Below are 17,967 nucleotides of genomic sequence, written 5' to 3'. Positions count from 1 at the left end.
GTAATTTAGGAGGAATTAATCATGGGAAAAATTATTGGTATTGACTTAGGAACAACAAACAGTTGTGTAGCAGTTATGGAAGGTGGACAGCCTACAGTAATTGCAAATACAGAGGGAGCAAGAACAACACCATCTGTTGTTGCATTTACAAAAACAGGAGAACGTTTAGTTGGAGAACCTGCAAAACGTCAGGCTGTAACAAACGCAGATAAAACAATTTCATCTATTAAAAGAGAAATGGGTACAGATTATAAAGTAGCAATTGATGATAAAAAATATTCTCCACAAGAAATTTCAGCTATGGTACTTCAGAAATTAAAAGCAGATGCTGAAAGTTACTTAGGAGAAAAAGTTTCAGAAGCAGTTATTACAGTTCCTGCTTACTTTAACGATGCTCAGCGTCAGGCAACAAAAGATGCAGGTAAGATTGCTGGACTTGATGTAAAACGTATTATCAACGAACCAACAGCTGCAGCACTTGCATATGGTCTTGATAATGAAAAAGAACAGAAAATCATGGTATATGACCTTGGTGGTGGTACATTTGACGTTTCTATTATCGAAATTGGTGATGGAGTTATCGAAGTATTATCGACAGCAGGAGATAACAAACTTGGTGGAGATGATTTCGACCAGAAAATTACAGATTATATGTTAGCTGAATTTAAACGTATGGAAGGTGTTGACTTATCTAGTGATAAAATGGCACTTCAGAGATTAAAAGAAGCAGCAGAAAAAGCGAAAAAAGAACTTTCTTCAGCAACAACAACAAATATTAACTTACCATTTATTACAGCAACAGCAGAAGGTCCAAAACATTTTGATATGAATCTTACAAGAGCTAAATTTGATGAATTAACACATGATTTAGTTGAAAGAACAGCTGAACCTGTAACAAGAGCATTATCAGATGCAGGATTAGTAGCATCTGAATTAGGCCAAGTATTATTAGTAGGTGGTTCTACACGTATTCCAGCTGTTCAAGACAAAGTAAAACAGTTAACAGGAAAAGAACCAAGTAAAACATTAAACCCAGATGAATGTGTTGCTTTAGGAGCATCTGTTCAAGGTGGTAAATTAGCAGGAGATGCTGGTGCAGGCGATATTTTATTACTTGATGTAACTCCACTTTCATTATCTATTGAAACAATGGGTGGTATTGCAACAAGATTAATTGAAAGAAATACAACAATTCCAACAAAGAAAAGTCAAATCTTCTCTACAGCAGCAGATAATCAATCAGCAGTAGATATCAATGTTGTACAAGGTGAAAGACAGTTTGCAAGAGATAACAAATCACTTGGACAATTTAGACTTGATGGAATTGCTCCAGCACCACGTGGAATCCCTCAGATTGAAGTTACATTTGACATTGATGCAAATGGTATTGTAAATGTATCTGCAAAAGATTTAGGAACAGGAAAAGAACAACATATTACAATTACAGCAGGATCTAATATGTCAGATAGCGATATTGAAAAGGCTGTAAAAGAAGCAGCAGAATTTGAAGCACAAGATAAAAAACGTAAAGAAGCAATTGATGCAAGAAACGATGCTGATGCAATGATTTTCCAAACAGAAAAAGCATTAAGTGAAGTTGGAGATAAAATTGATGCAAACGAAAAAGCAACAGTTGAAGCAGATATTCAAGCATTAAAAGATATTTTAGCAAAATCAACACCTGAAAATATTACAGATGCACAGGTTGAAGAAATTAAAGCTGGAAAAGAAAAATTAATGGCAAGTGCACAACAGCTATTTACAAAGATGTATGAACAAGCAGGTGCAGGCGCACAACAGGCAGGTCCAGCACCAGAGCAACAAGCAGGTCCAGCACCAGAAGGATTTAATGGTGATGATGTAGTTGACGGAGATTATAAAGAAGTTTAATTTCAATAAGAAATAAATGAAAAGTTGTTCTGCGGAATTTGAGGAAGTTCAAATTTCGCAGAACTTCCTTGTAAATAAATATGAAAGGTAGATAAAAAATGGCTGAAACAAAAAGAGATTATTATGAAGTGTTGGGGGTTGACAGAAATGCTGATGATGCAACACTGAAAAAAGCATATAGAGTATTAGCCAAAAAATATCATCCTGATATGAATCCGGGAGATGCGGAAGCTGAGAAGAAATTTAAAGAGGCGTCAGAAGCATATGCCGTGTTAAGTGATGCGGAAAAACGTCGACAATATGACCAATTTGGCCATGCTGCATTTGAAGGAGGCGGTGCTGGAGGAGCTGGAGGTTTCGGCGGATTTAGCAGTGCTGATTTTGGAGATATTTTTGGAGATATTTTTGGAGATTTCTTTGGCGGAGGTGGACGCCGTTCAGGGCGTGCAAACAATGGACCAATGAAAGGTGCGAATGTTCGCAAAGGAGTTCGTATTACATTTGAAGAGGCAGTTTTTGGCTGTGAAAAGGAATTAGAAGTTATTTTGAAAGAGCCTTGTAAAACATGTAACGGAACAGGAGCTAAGCCAGGAACAAGTCCTGAAACTTGTTCGAAATGTGGTGGAAAAGGGCAAGTTGTTTATACACAGCAATCTTTCTTTGGAACAGTCCAAAATGTACAGACTTGTCCAGATTGTCATGGAAGTGGAAAAATTATTAGAGAAAAATGTTCGGATTGTGGTGGAACAGGTTATATTTCTGTTAAAAAGACAATTCAGGTATCAATCCCTGCGGGAATTGACAATGGTCAAAGTGTAAGAATTCGTGATAAAGGAGAACCGGGAGTAAATGGAGGTCCTAGAGGAGATTTACTTGTGGAAGTTACAGTATCCAGACATCCTATTTTCCAAAGACAAGATGTACATATTTTTTCAACAGCACCAATTACATTTGCCCAAGCAGCTTTAGGTGGAGATGTTCGTATTAAAACAGTTGATGGAGATGTACTTTATACTGTAAAACCAGGCACTAAGACAGATACAAAAGTGCGATTAAAAGGAAAAGGGGTTCCTTCTCTTCGTAACCCACAATTGCGTGGCGACCACTATGTAACGTTAGTGATTCAAACACCAGAAAAACTAAGTGCAGAAGCAAAAGAGGCACTTCGTAAATTTGATGCATTAACAGGAAATTCTTTACATCAAGAAGAAACAATGGTGGAAGAGGAAAAGAAAAAGCCAAAGAAAAAAGGGTTTATGGATAAATTAAAAGAAACTTTTGAGGATTAAAATGAAAAAACAAATTGTGTGTCGTCAGGCAGAAGTATCTGATTTGGCAAGAATAATGGAAATCATTGAAGAAGCAAGAGTATTTATGCGAAAGTTTGATATGGATCAATGGCAGAATGGTTATCCAACGGAAGAGGTATTCAGGAAGGATATTTCTTTAGAGGAATGTTATGTAGCAGTTTGTGATACGGAAATAGTAGGTGTTATGGTTGTGTCAATTGTTCCAGAAGTGTGTTATGAGGAAATAAAGGGACAAGGTTGGTTGACAGATAAACAAGAATATATGACTATTCATCGTATGGCTGTAGCTGAAAAGTATCGAAGAAAAAAAGTTGCGAAAAAACTGATTTCTTTTGCTGAAAAAATATGTATAGAACAAAATCGGACAAGCCTTAGAATAGATACTCATGAGAAAAATTTGGCTATGAAGAACTTTTTAGAAAAGCAAGGTTTTTCTTATTGTGGAATAGTAGATTATAAAAATACGGTGGGAGATACTTTGCGTGTAGCATATGAAAAGTTAAATTAAAAATTTCCTAAATGTCAGGTGTAATTGTGGCATTTAGGAAATTTTTATGTAAAGGGAATAGATTTTTTGATTTCTTTCATGTAGAATAAGAAACAAGTGAGGTGAAAAGATGAAATATAAATTATTAGAAATAGGACCAATTACAGTGTATAGTTATGGGTTGATGATTGCGATTGGAATAGTTTTGGCATTTTTAGTTGCTGAATCTACAGCGAAAAAACAAGGATTAAAAGAAGATCATATATATGGTTTAGGAATTTTAGGGCTTGTTGGAGGAGTAATTGGGGCAAAATTATTATTTTTCCTTACAGAACTTGACAGTATTTTGAAAAACCCAAAGATGATATTGAGTTTTTCGGAAGGATTTGTTGTTTATGGAGGAATACTTGGAGGGATACTTGGAGCATATATTTACTGCAAATGGAAAAAACTTCCGGTGTGTAAATATTTTGATGTGGCAGTTCCATCTTTAGCTCTTGCACAAGGATTTGGAAGAATTGGTTGTTTTTTGGCAGGGTGTTGCTATGGAAGAGAAACGAATGCATGGTATGGCATTGTTTTTCATGACTCGCCGTTTGCACCAAATGGAGTATCTTTAATACCAACACAATTATTATCTAGTGGGGCAGACTTTTTGCATTTTTTCTTATTGATATATATTGCAAAAAAGAAAAAAAGAGATGGAATTGTTGTTGTTTCCTATATGATTTTTTATAGTGTAGGAAGATTTTTAATCGAATGTTTGCGAAACGATCCCCGTGGAAATGTGAGTGTGCTTTCTACTTCACAATTTATTTCTATTTTTATTCTTGGAGGAGGATTAATTTTATTAGCGTTATTGAAAAAGAAGAAACAGGATAATTAGAGGAGAAAGTTATGTTTACTAGAAGGAGAGAACGACAGGCTAAAAATGGATTACATATTAATTGGAAACAATTTTATAAAAGTGTAATTTTGCTTGTTATTCCAATGGCATTGCAAAACTTGATTAATGTGGGTGTAACGGCAGCGGATATTATGATGCTTGGTGCTGTTAGTGAAGATGTACTTTCTGGTGCTTCTTTGGCTGGACAAATTCAATTTATTATGACATTGATTTTTATGGGGATTACATCGGGGGCAACTGTTTTAACAGCACAATATTGGGGAAAAGGTGATACGAGAACAATTGAGAAAATATTGGGAATGGGACTGCGGTTCGGATGCGTTGTTGCTCTTATTTTTGGTATGGGTGCTTTATTTTTTCCTGAAATATTAATGAGAATATATACAAATGAACCTTCTGTAATTGCGGAAGGTGTAAAATATTTACGTATAGTAGGTTGTTCGTATATTTTTATGGCGTTTACACAAGTATATTTGAATATTATGCGAAGTATTGAGCGAGTTGTGATTGCAACGGTTGTATATATGTTATCGCTTTGTGTGAATGTTACAATTAATGCGATTTTAATTTATGGATTGTTAGGATTTCCAGTGTTAGGTGTGCGTGGTGCAGCTATTGGAACTTTGTTATCAAGAATTTTGGAATTTATTATTGTTATGTGCTATGCACATTTTAAAAATAAAGTCGTAAAAATTAGACTATATGATTTGTGGCATACAGACAAAATATTGTTAAAAGATTATCTTGTATATTCTCTACCGGTTGTATTAAATGAATTGATGTGGGGAATGGGAAGTTCGGCAAACACAGCAATTATTGGACATTTAGGAAGCGCAGCAGTGGCTGCTAATTCAGTGGCACAGGTGATTAGACAATTGGCGCAAGTTGTTGTGTTTGGGGTATCGAATGCGACAGCAATTTATCTAGGAAAAACAATTGGAGAGAAAAAATTGGAACATGCTAAAGCATATGGAAAAAGATTTACATTAGTGAGTCTAATTTTAGGGATTATGGGTGCGGCAATGATTTTAATTTCTATACCAATAGCCAATACAACAATGGCTTTATCAAAAGAAGCAGAAGGTTATCTTGCATTTATGTTTTTTGTTATGTCTTATTTCGCTATAGCACAAGCAGTTAACTGTACACTTGTAGTGGGAGTTTTTCGTTCTGGCGGAGATACAAAATTTGGCTTAGCATTAGATGTTGGAACAATGTGGGGATGTTCGATCCTTCTAGGTGCTATAGCAGCATTTATATTCCATTGTAGTGTACCGGTAGTTTATGTTATACTAATGAGTGATGAAATTATTAAATTGCCATTTACAATTAAACGGTTCTTCAGTTATAAATGGCTGAAAGATGTTACCCGTGATGATTTGGCAGATGCTTCATACTGAAATGCAGTAGCATTTTAAATTTATAATAAAGGAGATTTTAAGAATGAAAGTAGTATCAACAGAAAAGGCACCAAAAGCGTTAGGACCATATTCACAAGGATATGTGCATAACGGAATTTTTTATTCTGCAGGTCAAATAGCAATTAATCCAGAAACAGATGCTGTTGAAGCAGAAGATATTATAGGACAAACTGAACAGGTTTGTAAAAATGCTGGCGAAGTATTAAAAGCGGCAGGAAGTTCATTTGATCAAGTGTTGAAAACAACTTGCTTCTTAAGCGATATGGCAGATTTTGCAGCATTTAATGAGGTTTATGCAAAATATTTTACATCTAAACCAGCAAGAAGTTGTGTTGCGGTAAAAACTTTGCCTAAAAATGTACTTTGTGAAGTAGAAATGATTGCAGTAGTAGAAGAATAGGAAGTGAAAGAAATGGAAGAAAAGGAAAAGACAAGTTCATGTTCAGCAGAAAGTTGTTCGTCTTGTGAACATGCTAGTTCTTGTCCAAGTAAAATGGATTTAAAAGTTCCAGCAAATGAATATACACATGTTAAAAAAGTAATAGGGGTTGTCAGTGGTAAAGGCGGTGTCGGAAAGTCTATGGTCACAGCGTCTCTTGCAAGAATGATGAGAGAACAGGGGTATTCAGTAGGTATTCTTGATGCAGACATTACAGGACCATCTATTCCAAAAATGTATGGAATTCATGAGCATGCAGTGGGAAATGAATTAGGTATGTTTCCATGTATAGCAAAAGATGAAACGAGAATTATGTCGGTAAATCTTTTGTTAGACTCAGAAGATACACCTGTTATTTGGAGAGGACCGATTATTGCAGGAGTAGTAAAACAGTTTTGGAATGAAGTACTTTGGGGAGATTTAGATTATTTGTTTGTAGATATGCCTCCTGGAACAGGAGATGTTCCTCTTACAGTATTCCAATCGCTTCCTGTTGATAGTGTTGTGATTGTATCTTCTCCACAAGATTTAGTTCAAATGATTGTGAAAAAAGCTTATTACATGGCAAAACAGATGGATATACCTATTTTAGGAATTGTGGAAAATTTCAGTTATTTGGAATGCCCGGACTGTAAAAAGAAAATTTCGGTATTTGGAGAGAGCCGAGTAGATGAGATTGCGAAAGAATTGAACATGGATGTACTTGGGAAAATGCCAATCGATCCAAAATTAGCAGAAATGGTAGAACAGGAAAAATTTTACGAAGTGCATCATGAGTATTTAAAGGATGCTATTGAAAAATTAATATAGTTTTTATAAAAGGGATGCATGAAATAAAATGCATCCTTTTTATGTGAAAAGAATTGCAAACATACGTTCTGTATGGTAAAATAAGAAAAAAGAACATATATTCGAGGGAATAATGAAAATTGCAGAGAAGATGACTATAGAAGAAAAACTGAATATATTAACGGATGCAGCAAAATATGATGTAGCATGCACCTCTAGTGGTGTGAGTAGAATGAATGATGGAACGGGAATTGGGAATTGTGTGAAATCTGGAATATGTCACAGTTTTTCTGCGGATGGACGTTGCATTTCATTGTTGAAAATTTTATTTACAAATGAGTGTATTTTTGATTGTAAATATTGCGTGAATCGTTCTTCGAATGATATCCTAAGAACTTCTTTTACACCAGGAGAAGTATGTGATTTAACTATGGAGTTTTATCGAAGGAATTATATCGAGGGTTTATTTTTGAGTTCAGGAGTGATAAGAAATCCCAATTATACTATGGAACTTTTATATCAAACACTTTATAAATTGCGGACAGAATATAAATTTCAAGGATATATTCATGTGAAAGCAATTCCAGGTGCGAGTCAGGAGTTGATACAGAAGACAGGATTTTTGGCAGATAGAATGAGTGTGAATTTAGAATTGCCTACTGCTGAGGGGTTACGTCTTCTTGCACCACATAAGACAAGAGAGAATATATTGAAACCAATGCGATTTGTTCAAAATATTATGAATGAGAATAGACAGGAGATAGTTTTATATAAAGAAGCACCTAAGTTTGTTCCAGCTGGACAAAGTACACAAATGATTATAGGAGCAACACAAGAAACAGATTTTCAAATTATGCAAGTGACAGAATCTTTGTATAAAGGATTTGGACTAAAGCGAGTTTTTTATTCTGCATTTGTCAAAGTGAATGATGATTGTAATTTACCAGGAAAATTACTTGAAACTCCTCCACTTTTACGAGAACATAGGCTGTATCAGGCGGATTGGTTGCTTCGGTATTATGGATTTGAAGCGAAAGAATTGCTTTCTGAAGAAAATCCGAATTTTAATATTTTACTTGATCCAAAATGTGATTGGGCATTGAAACATTTGGAGTGTTTTCCTGTAGAGATAAATACAGCAGATTATTATACTCTTTTACGTGTTCCGGGAATAGCACATAAATCAGCGACTAGAATTATAAAAGCGAGGAAAATGACAAGTCTTACTTTTGAAGATTTAAAGAAAATGGGTGTGGTTTTAAAGAGAGCACTATATTTTCTGACTTGTAATGGGAAAATGATGTATCCGACTAAGATGGATGAAGATTATATCATGAGAAATTTGTTAAATGCTCAAGGGAAAATGCCAAATCATATTCAAGAAATGACGTATAGACAGTTGTCTTTATTTGATGATGTGAATTTTAGAAAGGAACAAGTTTTCGATGAAAAAAATATTTGTTTGTGAAAATACAGTGGAAGGGATTTATTCCGGAATTTATGATGCATGGAAAACAAAGATGAATAGAGAAGAATTGGGGATTGTGCTAAAAGGAAATATAGAACAAGAATTATTTTGTGAATATGAAGAAAGTGAAGCAAAATATTATAAATCGATTGCTATAGAAAGAATGATTTTAAAACATTTAGGAGTGGATGCATACAAAAAAATTTATCATGCTATTCTTTCACAGGATGCTGGAAGAGGAGATGCTATATTAGGAATGATGATTGAGGCAAGACATATTTCTGATAGTAGAAAAATAAGTGATCAGTTAGGAAATAGAGACGTATATAAGGTGTTTGAATTGAGCAGAAGAGTATTAAATGAAGCACATTTTTTTAAAGAAATTTTGCGATTTAAGGAACTTTCCGGTGGAGTATTGTTTGCCAAAATAGAACCGGAAAACCAAATACTTGTATGCATTGCAGACCATTTTGCAAATCGTCTTCCTTTAGAAAATTGGCTGATTTATGACAGTGTACATTGTACAACTGTTGTACATCAAAAAAATAAAAAATGGTTTTTGGTTGTTGATGAAACGCCAGATTATGTAAAAACTAAGACGTGTTCTAAAAAGGAAAAGCAAATGGAAAATTTATGGAAAGAAACTTGTAAAAGTATTTCTATTCAAGAAAGAGAAAATTATAAATTGCAAAGAAAACATTTGCCATTAAAATATAGAAAAAATATGATAGAGTTTATAGAGTAAGCGAATTCAAATTGAAATTCGTTCATAAAGTACATTCGATTGAATAAACTCTTGACGATTTGATTTAAATGTGAGATAATATCAGATGGCTCAAATAAACAAAGTTTGATATAAAATAGAAAGAGGGTCTATAAATGAAACGAGAATATAAAATTAGACTGTCTGAAACATCAGAAGTGAAAGATTTTGTGACTTCAGCAGAAAAATGCGATTTTGATATTGATATATCTTACAACAGGTTTATTATTGATGCAAAATCTATTCTTGGTGTATTGAGTTTAGACTTAACAAAAGTATTGACGGTAAAATGTGCGAAGAAAAATGTGGAATTTGAGAAAATGATACAAAAATATTGTGTGGCATAAAATCGAAAAAGAAGGAGGAGAGAACTAAGGTTCCCTCCTCTTTTGGTTATGGGGGAGATTATGGAGAGAGAATTAATAAAAATTTCTGTAAGAAATCTTGTGGAATTTATTTTGCGAAAAGGTGATATAGATAATCGTATATCAAAAGTTGTAGAAAAAGAAGCTATGCAACTAGGAAGTAAAATACACCGTAAAATCCAAAAGAAAATGAGTTCCTCTTATCATGCGGAAGTGCCATTAAAAATACTACTGCATATGGAAAAATATGATTTACAGTTAGAAGGACGAGCGGATGGAATTATAAAGGAAGAAGAAATTACAATAGATGAAATCAAAGGAGTTTTTTGTGCGTTGGAACAGATAGAAAAGCCCAAAATAGTACATCTTGCACAGGCGAAATGTTATGCGTACATATATGGAAAACAGAAAACTTTAGAAAAAATCTCTGTACAGATGACCTATTGTAATTTGGAAACAGAAGAGATAAAAAGGTTCAAAGAGACTTATCAATTGAAAGAATTAGAAATATGGTTCAATCATTTGATCGACGAGTACAAGAAATGGGCTGATTTTCAAACGGATTGGAAAAAGAAAAGAAATACATCCATAAAAGAAGTGGATTTTCCATATACATATCGGAAAGGACAGAAAGAACTTGCTATATCGGTATATAAAACCATACTACGGAAAAAGAAGTTGTTTATTCAAGCTCCAACAGGAGTAGGAAAGACAATGGCAACAGTATTTCCTTCGGTAAAAGCTGTAGGAGAAGAATTAGGTGAAAAAATTTTTTATTTGACAGCAAAAACAACTACGAGAACGGTTGCCGAACAAGGATTTCAATTATTAAAAAAACGTGGATTGAAATGTAAAGTTATTACGTTAACAGCAAAAGAAAAGATTTGTTTTTGTGAAGAGAAAGAATGTAATCCAGAAAAATGTATGTATGCAAAAGAACATTATGATAGGGTGAATGATGCTGTTTATGATATGATTACAACGACAAATGATATGAGTAGAGAAAATATAGAATTGTATGCTCAAAAACATAAAGTTTGTCCATTTGAAATGTCTCTAGATGTAGCATTGTGGGTTGATGTGGTTATTTGTGATTATAATTATGTTTTTGATCCAAATGCACATCTGCGTCGTTTTTTTTCAGATGAAGTAAAAGGAAAATATATATTTCTTATTGATGAAGCACATAATCTTGTTGAACGTGGGCGAGAAATGTATAGTGCTACTATATTTAAAGAGGAATTTTTGGAAGCAAAGCAAATTGTAAAAAATTTAGATAAAAAATTGGAAAGAAAACTGGATATTTGTAATCGTGAACTTTTGGAATTTAAAAGAACGTGTGAGAAATGTAAAATATATAAATCGCTAGGACAATTTTCTATTAGTATGATAAATCTTTTTATGGAATTAGAAAGATTTATGGAGGAATGTGAAAAAAGCGAGGTGAAAGAGAAACTGTTAGAGTTCTTTTTTCATGTTCGCACATTTTTAAATGTATATGATATTTTGGATGAAAACTATACGATTTATGCAGAGTTAGATGCGGATGGAAAATTTAAACTTAAACTGTTTTGCGTGAATCCAGCAGCAAATTTGCAAAAATGTTTAGAAAAAGGAAGCAGTACCATTTTCTTTTCTGCAACATTTCTTCCAATCCATTATTATAAGCAGTTGCTTAGTGTAGAAAAAGAGGATTATGCTATTTATGTTAGTTCTCCGTTTGAACAAAAAAACAGAGAAATTATAATAGGGAGTGATGTAAGTAGTAAATACATTTTTAGAAATGAGCAAATGTACAAAAAAATTGCTTTATATATTATGAAAATGTTAGAAGTAAAAAAAGGAAATTACATTGCATTTTTTCCATCATATCAGTTTATGGAGAATGTATATAAAGTATTAGAAGAAAATAGATTAGATAAAACTAAATATTTATTACAAGAAAAAATGATGTCAGAAGAAAAAAGAGAAGAGTTTTTGGGAGAATTTTCAAAAAAGCGAAATGGAAATTTACTTGGCTTATGTGTTATGGGAGGAGTGTTTTCCGAAGGAATTGATTTAACAGAAGAAAGATTGGTTGGAGTATTTGTGGTGGGTACAGGAATTCCACAAATTTGTCATGAGCGTGAAATTTTAAGAAAATATTTTGAGGAAAAAAATGGGAAAGGTTTTGAATACGCATATGTTTATCCGGGAATGAACAAAGTTTTACAATCTGCAGGAAGGGTTATTCGGACAGAGAAAGACAGAGGAATTATTTTATTATTAGATGAGCGTTTTTTACAAAGAAAATGTCAAGAGATTTTTCCGAAGGAATGGACAGATGTAAAAACAAGTGATTTGGATAGCGTAAGTAAATATATAGAGGAATTTTGGAAATAAAATAAAACGGGATACGCTCTATAAGGCATCCCATTTTATCATTATTCAAAATATTTTAAAAATTCCAAAGTGGCTTTAGAAGTTGGTACATGTTCATTATGTGCAACAACTAATTGACGTTTTGGTAATTCGTATTCTGTATCCACAACAAATAGATTTTTCGATTTTGGAACACAAAAATCAGGGATAAATGCAATTCCAAGTCCGATTCGTGCAAGATCGATTAAAAGATCGTTACTGCTTAATTCGATTTCTGGAACAAGATCGAGCTGTTGTTGTTGAAAAAGACTATGAAGAAATTCACTGGTTGTACTTTTTCGATCAAGCATAAGAATAGGATGATTTAATAATTCTTTAAAAGAAAGTTTGCGTCCTTTTAATTCTTTAAAGTCATTATTTGCAATAAATACATCTTTAAATTCTTTGATTTTTTTAACTGTAGTTAAATTTCCCAAATTTGTATTAGGATAATTGGTAACAATTAAATCAACCTGACCAGACTCAAGCAAATCCACACATTTTAAAGAAGTTTGATTTGTGACTTTGATATGTATACTAGGAAAATCCTTATGAAATCTTTCAAGGTAAGGAACTAAAAAGTAACGGCATATAGTGTCACTTGCCCCAATACGAATTTGCCCTCCGGTAGATACAGAGTCCATTATTTGAGCTTCTCCTCGTTTAATCAAGTTCATTGCTGGTTCGACATGTCGAAGTAAAATTTCTCCTTCGGGTGTGAGTTGTACTCTTTTCGTGCTTCGGATAAATAGCGTTTGTTCTAATTTTTTTTCTAAAGCTTTAATGGATTGGCTGACAGCGGATTGTGAAATAAAAAGCTGCTTTGATGCCTCTGAGAAGCTTAAAGTGGTTGCCACATAGTAAAAAACTTTATATAACTCATAATTGATATCCATTATTAGTCCTCCTTATAAAACTAAAAGTATTATAAGATATAATGGAGAGAATTACAAGACAAAAAAGAATGACTATATGATAAGAGGATGATATAATAAATTTACAAGAAAATAAAGTTTTTGATTTTTTATGACGAAAGGGAGAAAATGAGAATAACACATAAAATAATTGCATGTTTAACTGCATTTTCGATGATTGTTTTTCTACTTATTGTTTCGGTAGAGATGGCAATTTACACAGATTTTCGCTTTTATGAAAAAGAATATAAGAAGTATCAAGTGTTGGATGATTTAGAGATGAAAATGAAAGATGTGATGTTTGTTACACATGAAATGATGGATTATTTACATGGGAAACGAACAGATTTGATTGTAAACACAACAGTGGATGGCAAAAAACGAGAATTTTTTAATGACAGAGAAAAACAACATATGGAAGATGTGCGGAATATATTTTGGGGAGGAATAAAGTCGAGAAATATTGCGTCTATTATTGTGATAGTAGGAGTAATAATTTTAATGTATTCAAAAGCAAAGTGGAAAATCCTGTTAGCTAAATGGTATATGGGAATTACTAGTATAATGATTCTGGTCGGAGTCGGAATTGGGTATATATTTTCAAAGGATTTTAGTAAATATTTTGTGAAGTTCCATGAAGTTTTTTTTGATAATGATTTGTGGCTTTTAGATCCAGATACAGACTTAATGATTCGTATGTTACCAGAAGGATTTTTTGTAGATTTTTCTGTGAGAATAGGAATTTTCGTAACGATAGCATTAGTAGTAAGTTTTATGGCGAGTTTTTTTGTTTATCGAAGTCAAAGAAATAAAATAAGTGAAACTTATTAATAAATTAAGATATATTAATTTCTTTAATGAAATAAAATGTGTTAAAATGCAACTAGAAGCAAATGTACCTATTAAGATGGAGGAAATTATGAGTAGTGTAAAACGCGTATATGTAGAAAAAAAACCAGAATTTGCAGTACATGCAAAAGAGTTACGCCAGGAAGTGGAAAACTATTTAGGAATTAAAACAATTACAAATGTAAGAGTACTAAATCGTTATGATATAGAAAATCTTTCTGAAGAAACATTTGAAAGAGCATGTAATGGAGTGTTTGCAGAACCTCCTGTAGATGTATTGTATCAGGAAACATTTGATGTAGCTGAGGGGAGTCGAGTGTTTTCAGTAGAATACCTACCAGGACAGTTTGATCAGCGTGCAGATTCAGCAGTTCAGTGTGTACAATTTATTAAAGAAGATGAACAACCAGTAATTAAAACTGCTACTACTTATGTGATAGAAGGAAATATTTCGGACGAAGAATTTGAGGCAGTGAAAACACATTGTATTAATCCAGTGGATTCGCGAGAAGCGGATGCAGAAAAGCCAGAAACACTGTTGACTACATTTGAAGAACCAGAAGATGTAAAGATTTTTATTGGTTTTAAAAATATGGAAGAAGCAGAATTGAAAGAATTATATAATTCCTTAGGACTTGCTATGACGTTCAAAGACTTTTTGCATATTCAAGGATACTTTAAAGGAGAAGAAGATAGAGATCCTTCTATGACAGAAATCCGTGTATTAGATACATATTGGTCTGACCATTGTCGTCATACAACGTTTTCAACAGAATTAAAAGAAGTAACATTTGGAGAAGGTGATTACAAAGAACCGATTGTCAATTCATATAAACAATATTTATCAGACCATAGTGAGATTTTTAAAGGACGAGAAGATAAATTCGTATGTCTTATGGATTTAGCTCTTATGGCAATGCGCAAATTAAAAAGAGATGGTAAATTAACAGATCAAGAAGAATCAGAAGAAATTAATGCTTGTAGTATTGTTGTTCCTGTTACTGTAGATGGAGTGGAAGAAGAATGGCTTGTGAATTTTAAAAACGAGACACATAATCATCCAACTGAAATTGAACCATTTGGTGGTGCTGCTACGTGTTTGGGTGGTGCAATTAGAGATCCACTTTCAGGACGTACTTATGTTTATCAGGCGATGCGTGTGACAGGAGCCGCAGATCCTACAGTTTCTGTTAAGGAGACAATGAAAGGAAAACTTCCACAGAAAAAGTTAGTAACAGGAGCTGCGCATGGATATAGTTCGTATGGAAATCAGATTGGACTTGCAACAGGAGCAGTAAAAGAAATTTATCATCCTGATTATGTAGCGAAACGTATGGAAATTGGTGCGGTTTTAGGTGCTGCTCCAAGAAGAGCGGTAATTAGAGAAACTTCAGATCCTGGTGATATCATTATCTTATTAGGTGGACGTACAGGACGTGATGGCTGTGGAGGAGCAACAGGTTCATCTAAAGTACATACAGAAGAATCTATTGAAACATGTGGAGCAGAAGTGCAAAAAGGGAATCCACCAACAGAACGTAAAATTCAACGTTTATTCAGAAGAGAAGAAGTAAGTAAATTGATTAAAAAATGTAATGACTTTGGTGCAGGTGGAGTTTCTGTAGCAATTGGAGAACTTGCAGCTGGATTAAAAGTGGATTTGGATAAAGTTCCTAAAAAATATGCAGGACTTGACGGAACAGAGATTGCTATTTCTGAATCTCAGGAACGTATGGCTGTTGTTGTAGATCCAAAAGATGTAGAGAAATTTTTAGGATATGCAAAAGAAGAAAATCTTGAAGCTATTGAAGTTGCTGTTGTAACAGAAAGCCCTAGACTTGTATTAAGTTGGAGAGGAAAAGAAATTGTAAATATTTCAAGAGCATTTCTTGATACAAATGGAGCGCATCAAGAAACAACAGTTAAAGTAGATGTGCCAAATAGAGAAGATAGTGTTCTTGTTCGCTCAAAAGTAGATGATGTTAAAGAAAAGTGGTTAAATACATTACAAGACTTAAATGTATGTTCGCAAAAAGGTCTTGTAGAAATGTTTGATGGTTCGATTGGTGCGGGTTCTGTCTTTATGCCACATGGTGGAAAATATCAGATGACAGAAACACAATCAATGGTTGCTAAATTGCCAGTGTTAAAAGGAAAATGTGATACAGTAACAATGATGAGCTATGGATTTGATCCATACTTGTCTAGTTGGAGTCCATATCATGGTGCAGTGTATGCAGTCCTTGAATCTGTAGCGAAAATTGTTGCTAATGGTGGAGATTATAAGAAAATTCACTTGACGTTCCAAGAATATTTCCGTCGTATGACAGAAGATCCAAGTAGATGGAGTCAACCGTTTGCGGCATTGTTAGGAGCGTATAGCGTTCAATTAGGGTTAGGACTTGCATCAATAGGTGGTAAAGATAGTATGTCAGGTACATTCCAAGATATTGATGTTCCTCCTACATTAGTATCATTTGCAGTAGATGTTGCGGAACAAAAAGATATTATTACACCAGAATTAAAAACGGCAGGGAATAAGTTGGTATGGCTTCATATTGATACAGATAAATATGATTTACCAGTATATGAAAGTGTTATGGAACAGTATGGTAAATTTAGAGATGATGTACAAGATGGAAAAATTGTATCTGCTTATGCATTAGACCGTCATGGAATCGCCGCTGCTGTAAGTAAAATGGCTTTTGGTAATGGAATGGGTGTAGAAATTTATCCAACTGTAGAAAAAGAGGATTTATTTGCTTGTTATTTTGGAGATATGATTGCAGAAGTTCCAGCAAATGAAGTTGATAATCTTACAATTTCTCATACAGTTATTGGAGAAGTGAATGATAATGGTGCAATTACATATGGAGATATGAACATAGAATTGGATGAAGCTGTGGCAACATGGAAAGCACCACTTGAAAAAGTATTCCCTTCTGTATCAGGAGAAAATAAAGAAAAAACTCAAATTGAAAACAAATTATACGATACTTCAAATATTTATGTATGTAAAAATAAAGTTGCAAAACCTACAGTATTTATTCCGGTATTCCCAGGAACAAACTGTGAATATGACAGTGCGAAAGCATTTGAACGTGCAGGAGCTAATGTTGTTACAAAAATTTTCCGTAATTTAGATGCAGCAGATATTCGTGATTCAGTTGCTGAATTTGAAAAAATTATTGGACAATCTCAAATGATTATGTTCCCAGGCGGATTTAGTGCAGGGGATGAACCAGATGGTTCTGCTAAATTCTTTGCAACTGCATTCCAGAATGCTAAGTTAAAAGAGGCGGTAGAAAAATTAATTAATGAAAGAGATGGTCTTGTACTTGGAATTTGTAATGGATTCCAAACGTTGATTAAATTAGGATTAGTACCTTATGGAAAAATTTGTGGTCAAACAGAAAATGCGCCAACATTGACATATAACACAATCGGACGTCATATTTCTAAAATGGTTTATACAAAAGTGGTAACAAATAAATCACCATGGCTACAAGGAGCGGAACTAGGAGGGGTTTATACGAACCCGGCTTCGCATGGAGAAGGACGTTTTGTAGCATCAGAGGATGTGTTAAAAGAACTATTTGCCAATGGTCAAGTAGCAACACAATATTGTGATTTAGATGGTAATATTACTATGGATGAAGAATGGAACCCAAATGGTTCATATAAAGCTATTGAAGGTATTACAAGTCCAGATGGTCGTGTGCTTGGAAAAATGGCTCATTCTGAAAGAAGAGGAGATGGAGTTGCAATCAATATTTTTGGCGAACAAGATATGAAAATATTTGAATCTGGTGTAAAATATTTTAAATAGAAGCATACATGGAAAACGGAGGAGTGTAGACTCCCCGTTTTTTGTGTGAAAAAATTTGTCATAATAAAGGTTGATGAAAAAATATGTTGTGTTATAATGGCGATATATGAAATGGCAGATAAGAGGAGAAAAAGAT

Annotated in this window: 14 protein-coding genes; 13 read left to right on the top strand and 1 reads right to left on the bottom strand. The window is 33.7% G+C overall.

Annotated elements, in window-relative coordinates:
• The first annotated feature begins 21 nt into the window (after positions 1-21).
• From dnaK to ACY2U7_RS05065, 11 genes are all read left to right on the top strand, one after another.
• The gene (gene dnaK / locus ACY2U7_RS05115; RefSeq protein ID WP_461811684.1) at positions 22-1,890 is read left to right on the top strand and encodes a molecular chaperone DnaK; all 1,869 of its coding nucleotides are present in this window, start codon (positions 22-24) and stop codon (positions 1,888-1,890) included.
• 98 nt (positions 1,891-1,988) lie between these two features.
• On the top strand, positions 1,989-3,179 hold the full coding sequence (dnaJ, locus tag ACY2U7_RS05110) for a molecular chaperone DnaJ (protein WP_461815990.1): 1,191 nt from the start codon (positions 1,989-1,991) through the stop codon (positions 3,177-3,179).
• A gap of 1 nt (position 3,180) precedes the next feature.
• Positions 3,181-3,708 carry a GNAT family N-acetyltransferase gene (locus tag ACY2U7_RS05105; RefSeq protein ID WP_461815989.1) on the top strand — a complete coding sequence of 176 codons (528 nt, stop codon included), beginning with the start codon at positions 3,181-3,183 and terminating at the stop codon, positions 3,706-3,708.
• Positions 3,709-3,817: 109 nt separating this feature from the next.
• Positions 3,818-4,573 (top strand): prolipoprotein diacylglyceryl transferase, encoded by a 756-nt coding sequence (locus tag ACY2U7_RS05100; RefSeq protein WP_461811687.1) that lies wholly within the window; start codon positions 3,818-3,820, stop codon positions 4,571-4,573.
• Positions 4,574-4,584: 11 nt separating this feature from the next.
• Positions 4,585-5,994: an MATE family efflux transporter gene (locus tag ACY2U7_RS05095; protein ID WP_461811688.1), complete on the top strand. Its 1,410-nt coding sequence runs from the start codon at positions 4,585-4,587 to the stop codon at positions 5,992-5,994.
• Positions 5,995-6,037: 43 nt separating this feature from the next.
• Positions 6,038-6,415 carry a Rid family detoxifying hydrolase gene (locus ACY2U7_RS05090; RefSeq protein WP_461811689.1) on the top strand — a complete coding sequence of 126 codons (378 nt, stop codon included), beginning with the start codon at positions 6,038-6,040 and terminating at the stop codon, positions 6,413-6,415.
• Between the two features lie 12 nt (positions 6,416-6,427).
• Positions 6,428-7,264, top strand: a complete 837-nt coding sequence (locus ACY2U7_RS05085; RefSeq protein WP_461811690.1) for a P-loop NTPase — start codon at positions 6,428-6,430, stop codon at positions 7,262-7,264.
• 112 nt (positions 7,265-7,376) lie between these two features.
• Complete coding sequence (locus tag ACY2U7_RS05080; RefSeq protein ID WP_461815988.1) at positions 7,377-8,711, top strand: putative DNA modification/repair radical SAM protein; 1,335 nt, start codon at positions 7,377-7,379, stop codon at positions 8,709-8,711.
• Complete coding sequence (locus ACY2U7_RS05075) at positions 8,689-9,456, top strand: TIGR03915 family putative DNA repair protein (RefSeq protein WP_461811692.1); 768 nt, start codon at positions 8,689-8,691, stop codon at positions 9,454-9,456. Before ACY2U7_RS05080 ends, ACY2U7_RS05075 begins: the two co-directional genes overlap by 23 nt.
• Before the next feature lie 134 nt (positions 9,457-9,590).
• Positions 9,591-9,821: an HPr family phosphocarrier protein gene (locus ACY2U7_RS05070; RefSeq protein ID WP_461815987.1), complete on the top strand. Its 231-nt coding sequence runs from the start codon at positions 9,591-9,593 to the stop codon at positions 9,819-9,821.
• Positions 9,822-9,881: 60 nt separating this feature from the next.
• Positions 9,882-12,221: an ATP-dependent DNA helicase gene (locus ACY2U7_RS05065; protein ID WP_461815986.1), complete on the top strand. Its 2,340-nt coding sequence runs from the start codon at positions 9,882-9,884 to the stop codon at positions 12,219-12,221.
• 41 nt (positions 12,222-12,262) lie between these two features.
• Here ACY2U7_RS05065 and ACY2U7_RS05060 read toward each other — a convergent pair whose 3' ends face one another.
• Entirely contained in the window at positions 12,263-13,135 is an 873-nt protein-coding gene (locus tag ACY2U7_RS05060; RefSeq protein WP_461815985.1) for a LysR family transcriptional regulator, read from the bottom strand.
• Between the two features lie 147 nt (positions 13,136-13,282).
• Here ACY2U7_RS05060 and ACY2U7_RS05055 point away from each other — a divergent pair, with 147 nt between their 5' ends.
• Together ACY2U7_RS05055 and ACY2U7_RS05050 are read left to right on the top strand one after the other, a co-directional pair.
• The gene (locus ACY2U7_RS05055; RefSeq protein ID WP_461815984.1) at positions 13,283-13,984 is read left to right on the top strand and encodes a TIGR01906 family membrane protein; all 702 of its coding nucleotides are present in this window, start codon (positions 13,283-13,285) and stop codon (positions 13,982-13,984) included.
• An 88-nt stretch (positions 13,985-14,072) separates the two neighbouring features.
• Positions 14,073-17,831 (top strand): phosphoribosylformylglycinamidine synthase, encoded by a 3,759-nt coding sequence (locus tag ACY2U7_RS05050; RefSeq protein ID WP_461815983.1) that lies wholly within the window; start codon positions 14,073-14,075, stop codon positions 17,829-17,831.
• Positions 17,832-17,967: the final 136 nt, after the last annotated feature.

Source organism: Faecalimonas sp., from assembly GCA_029264305.1.
In the GTDB taxonomy this organism is placed as follows: domain Bacteria; phylum Bacillota; class Clostridia; order Lachnospirales; family Lachnospiraceae; genus Faecalimonas.
The sequence above is the reverse complement of the archived record's forward strand: the minus strand, read 5'-3'. Positions and strand labels throughout refer to the sequence as shown.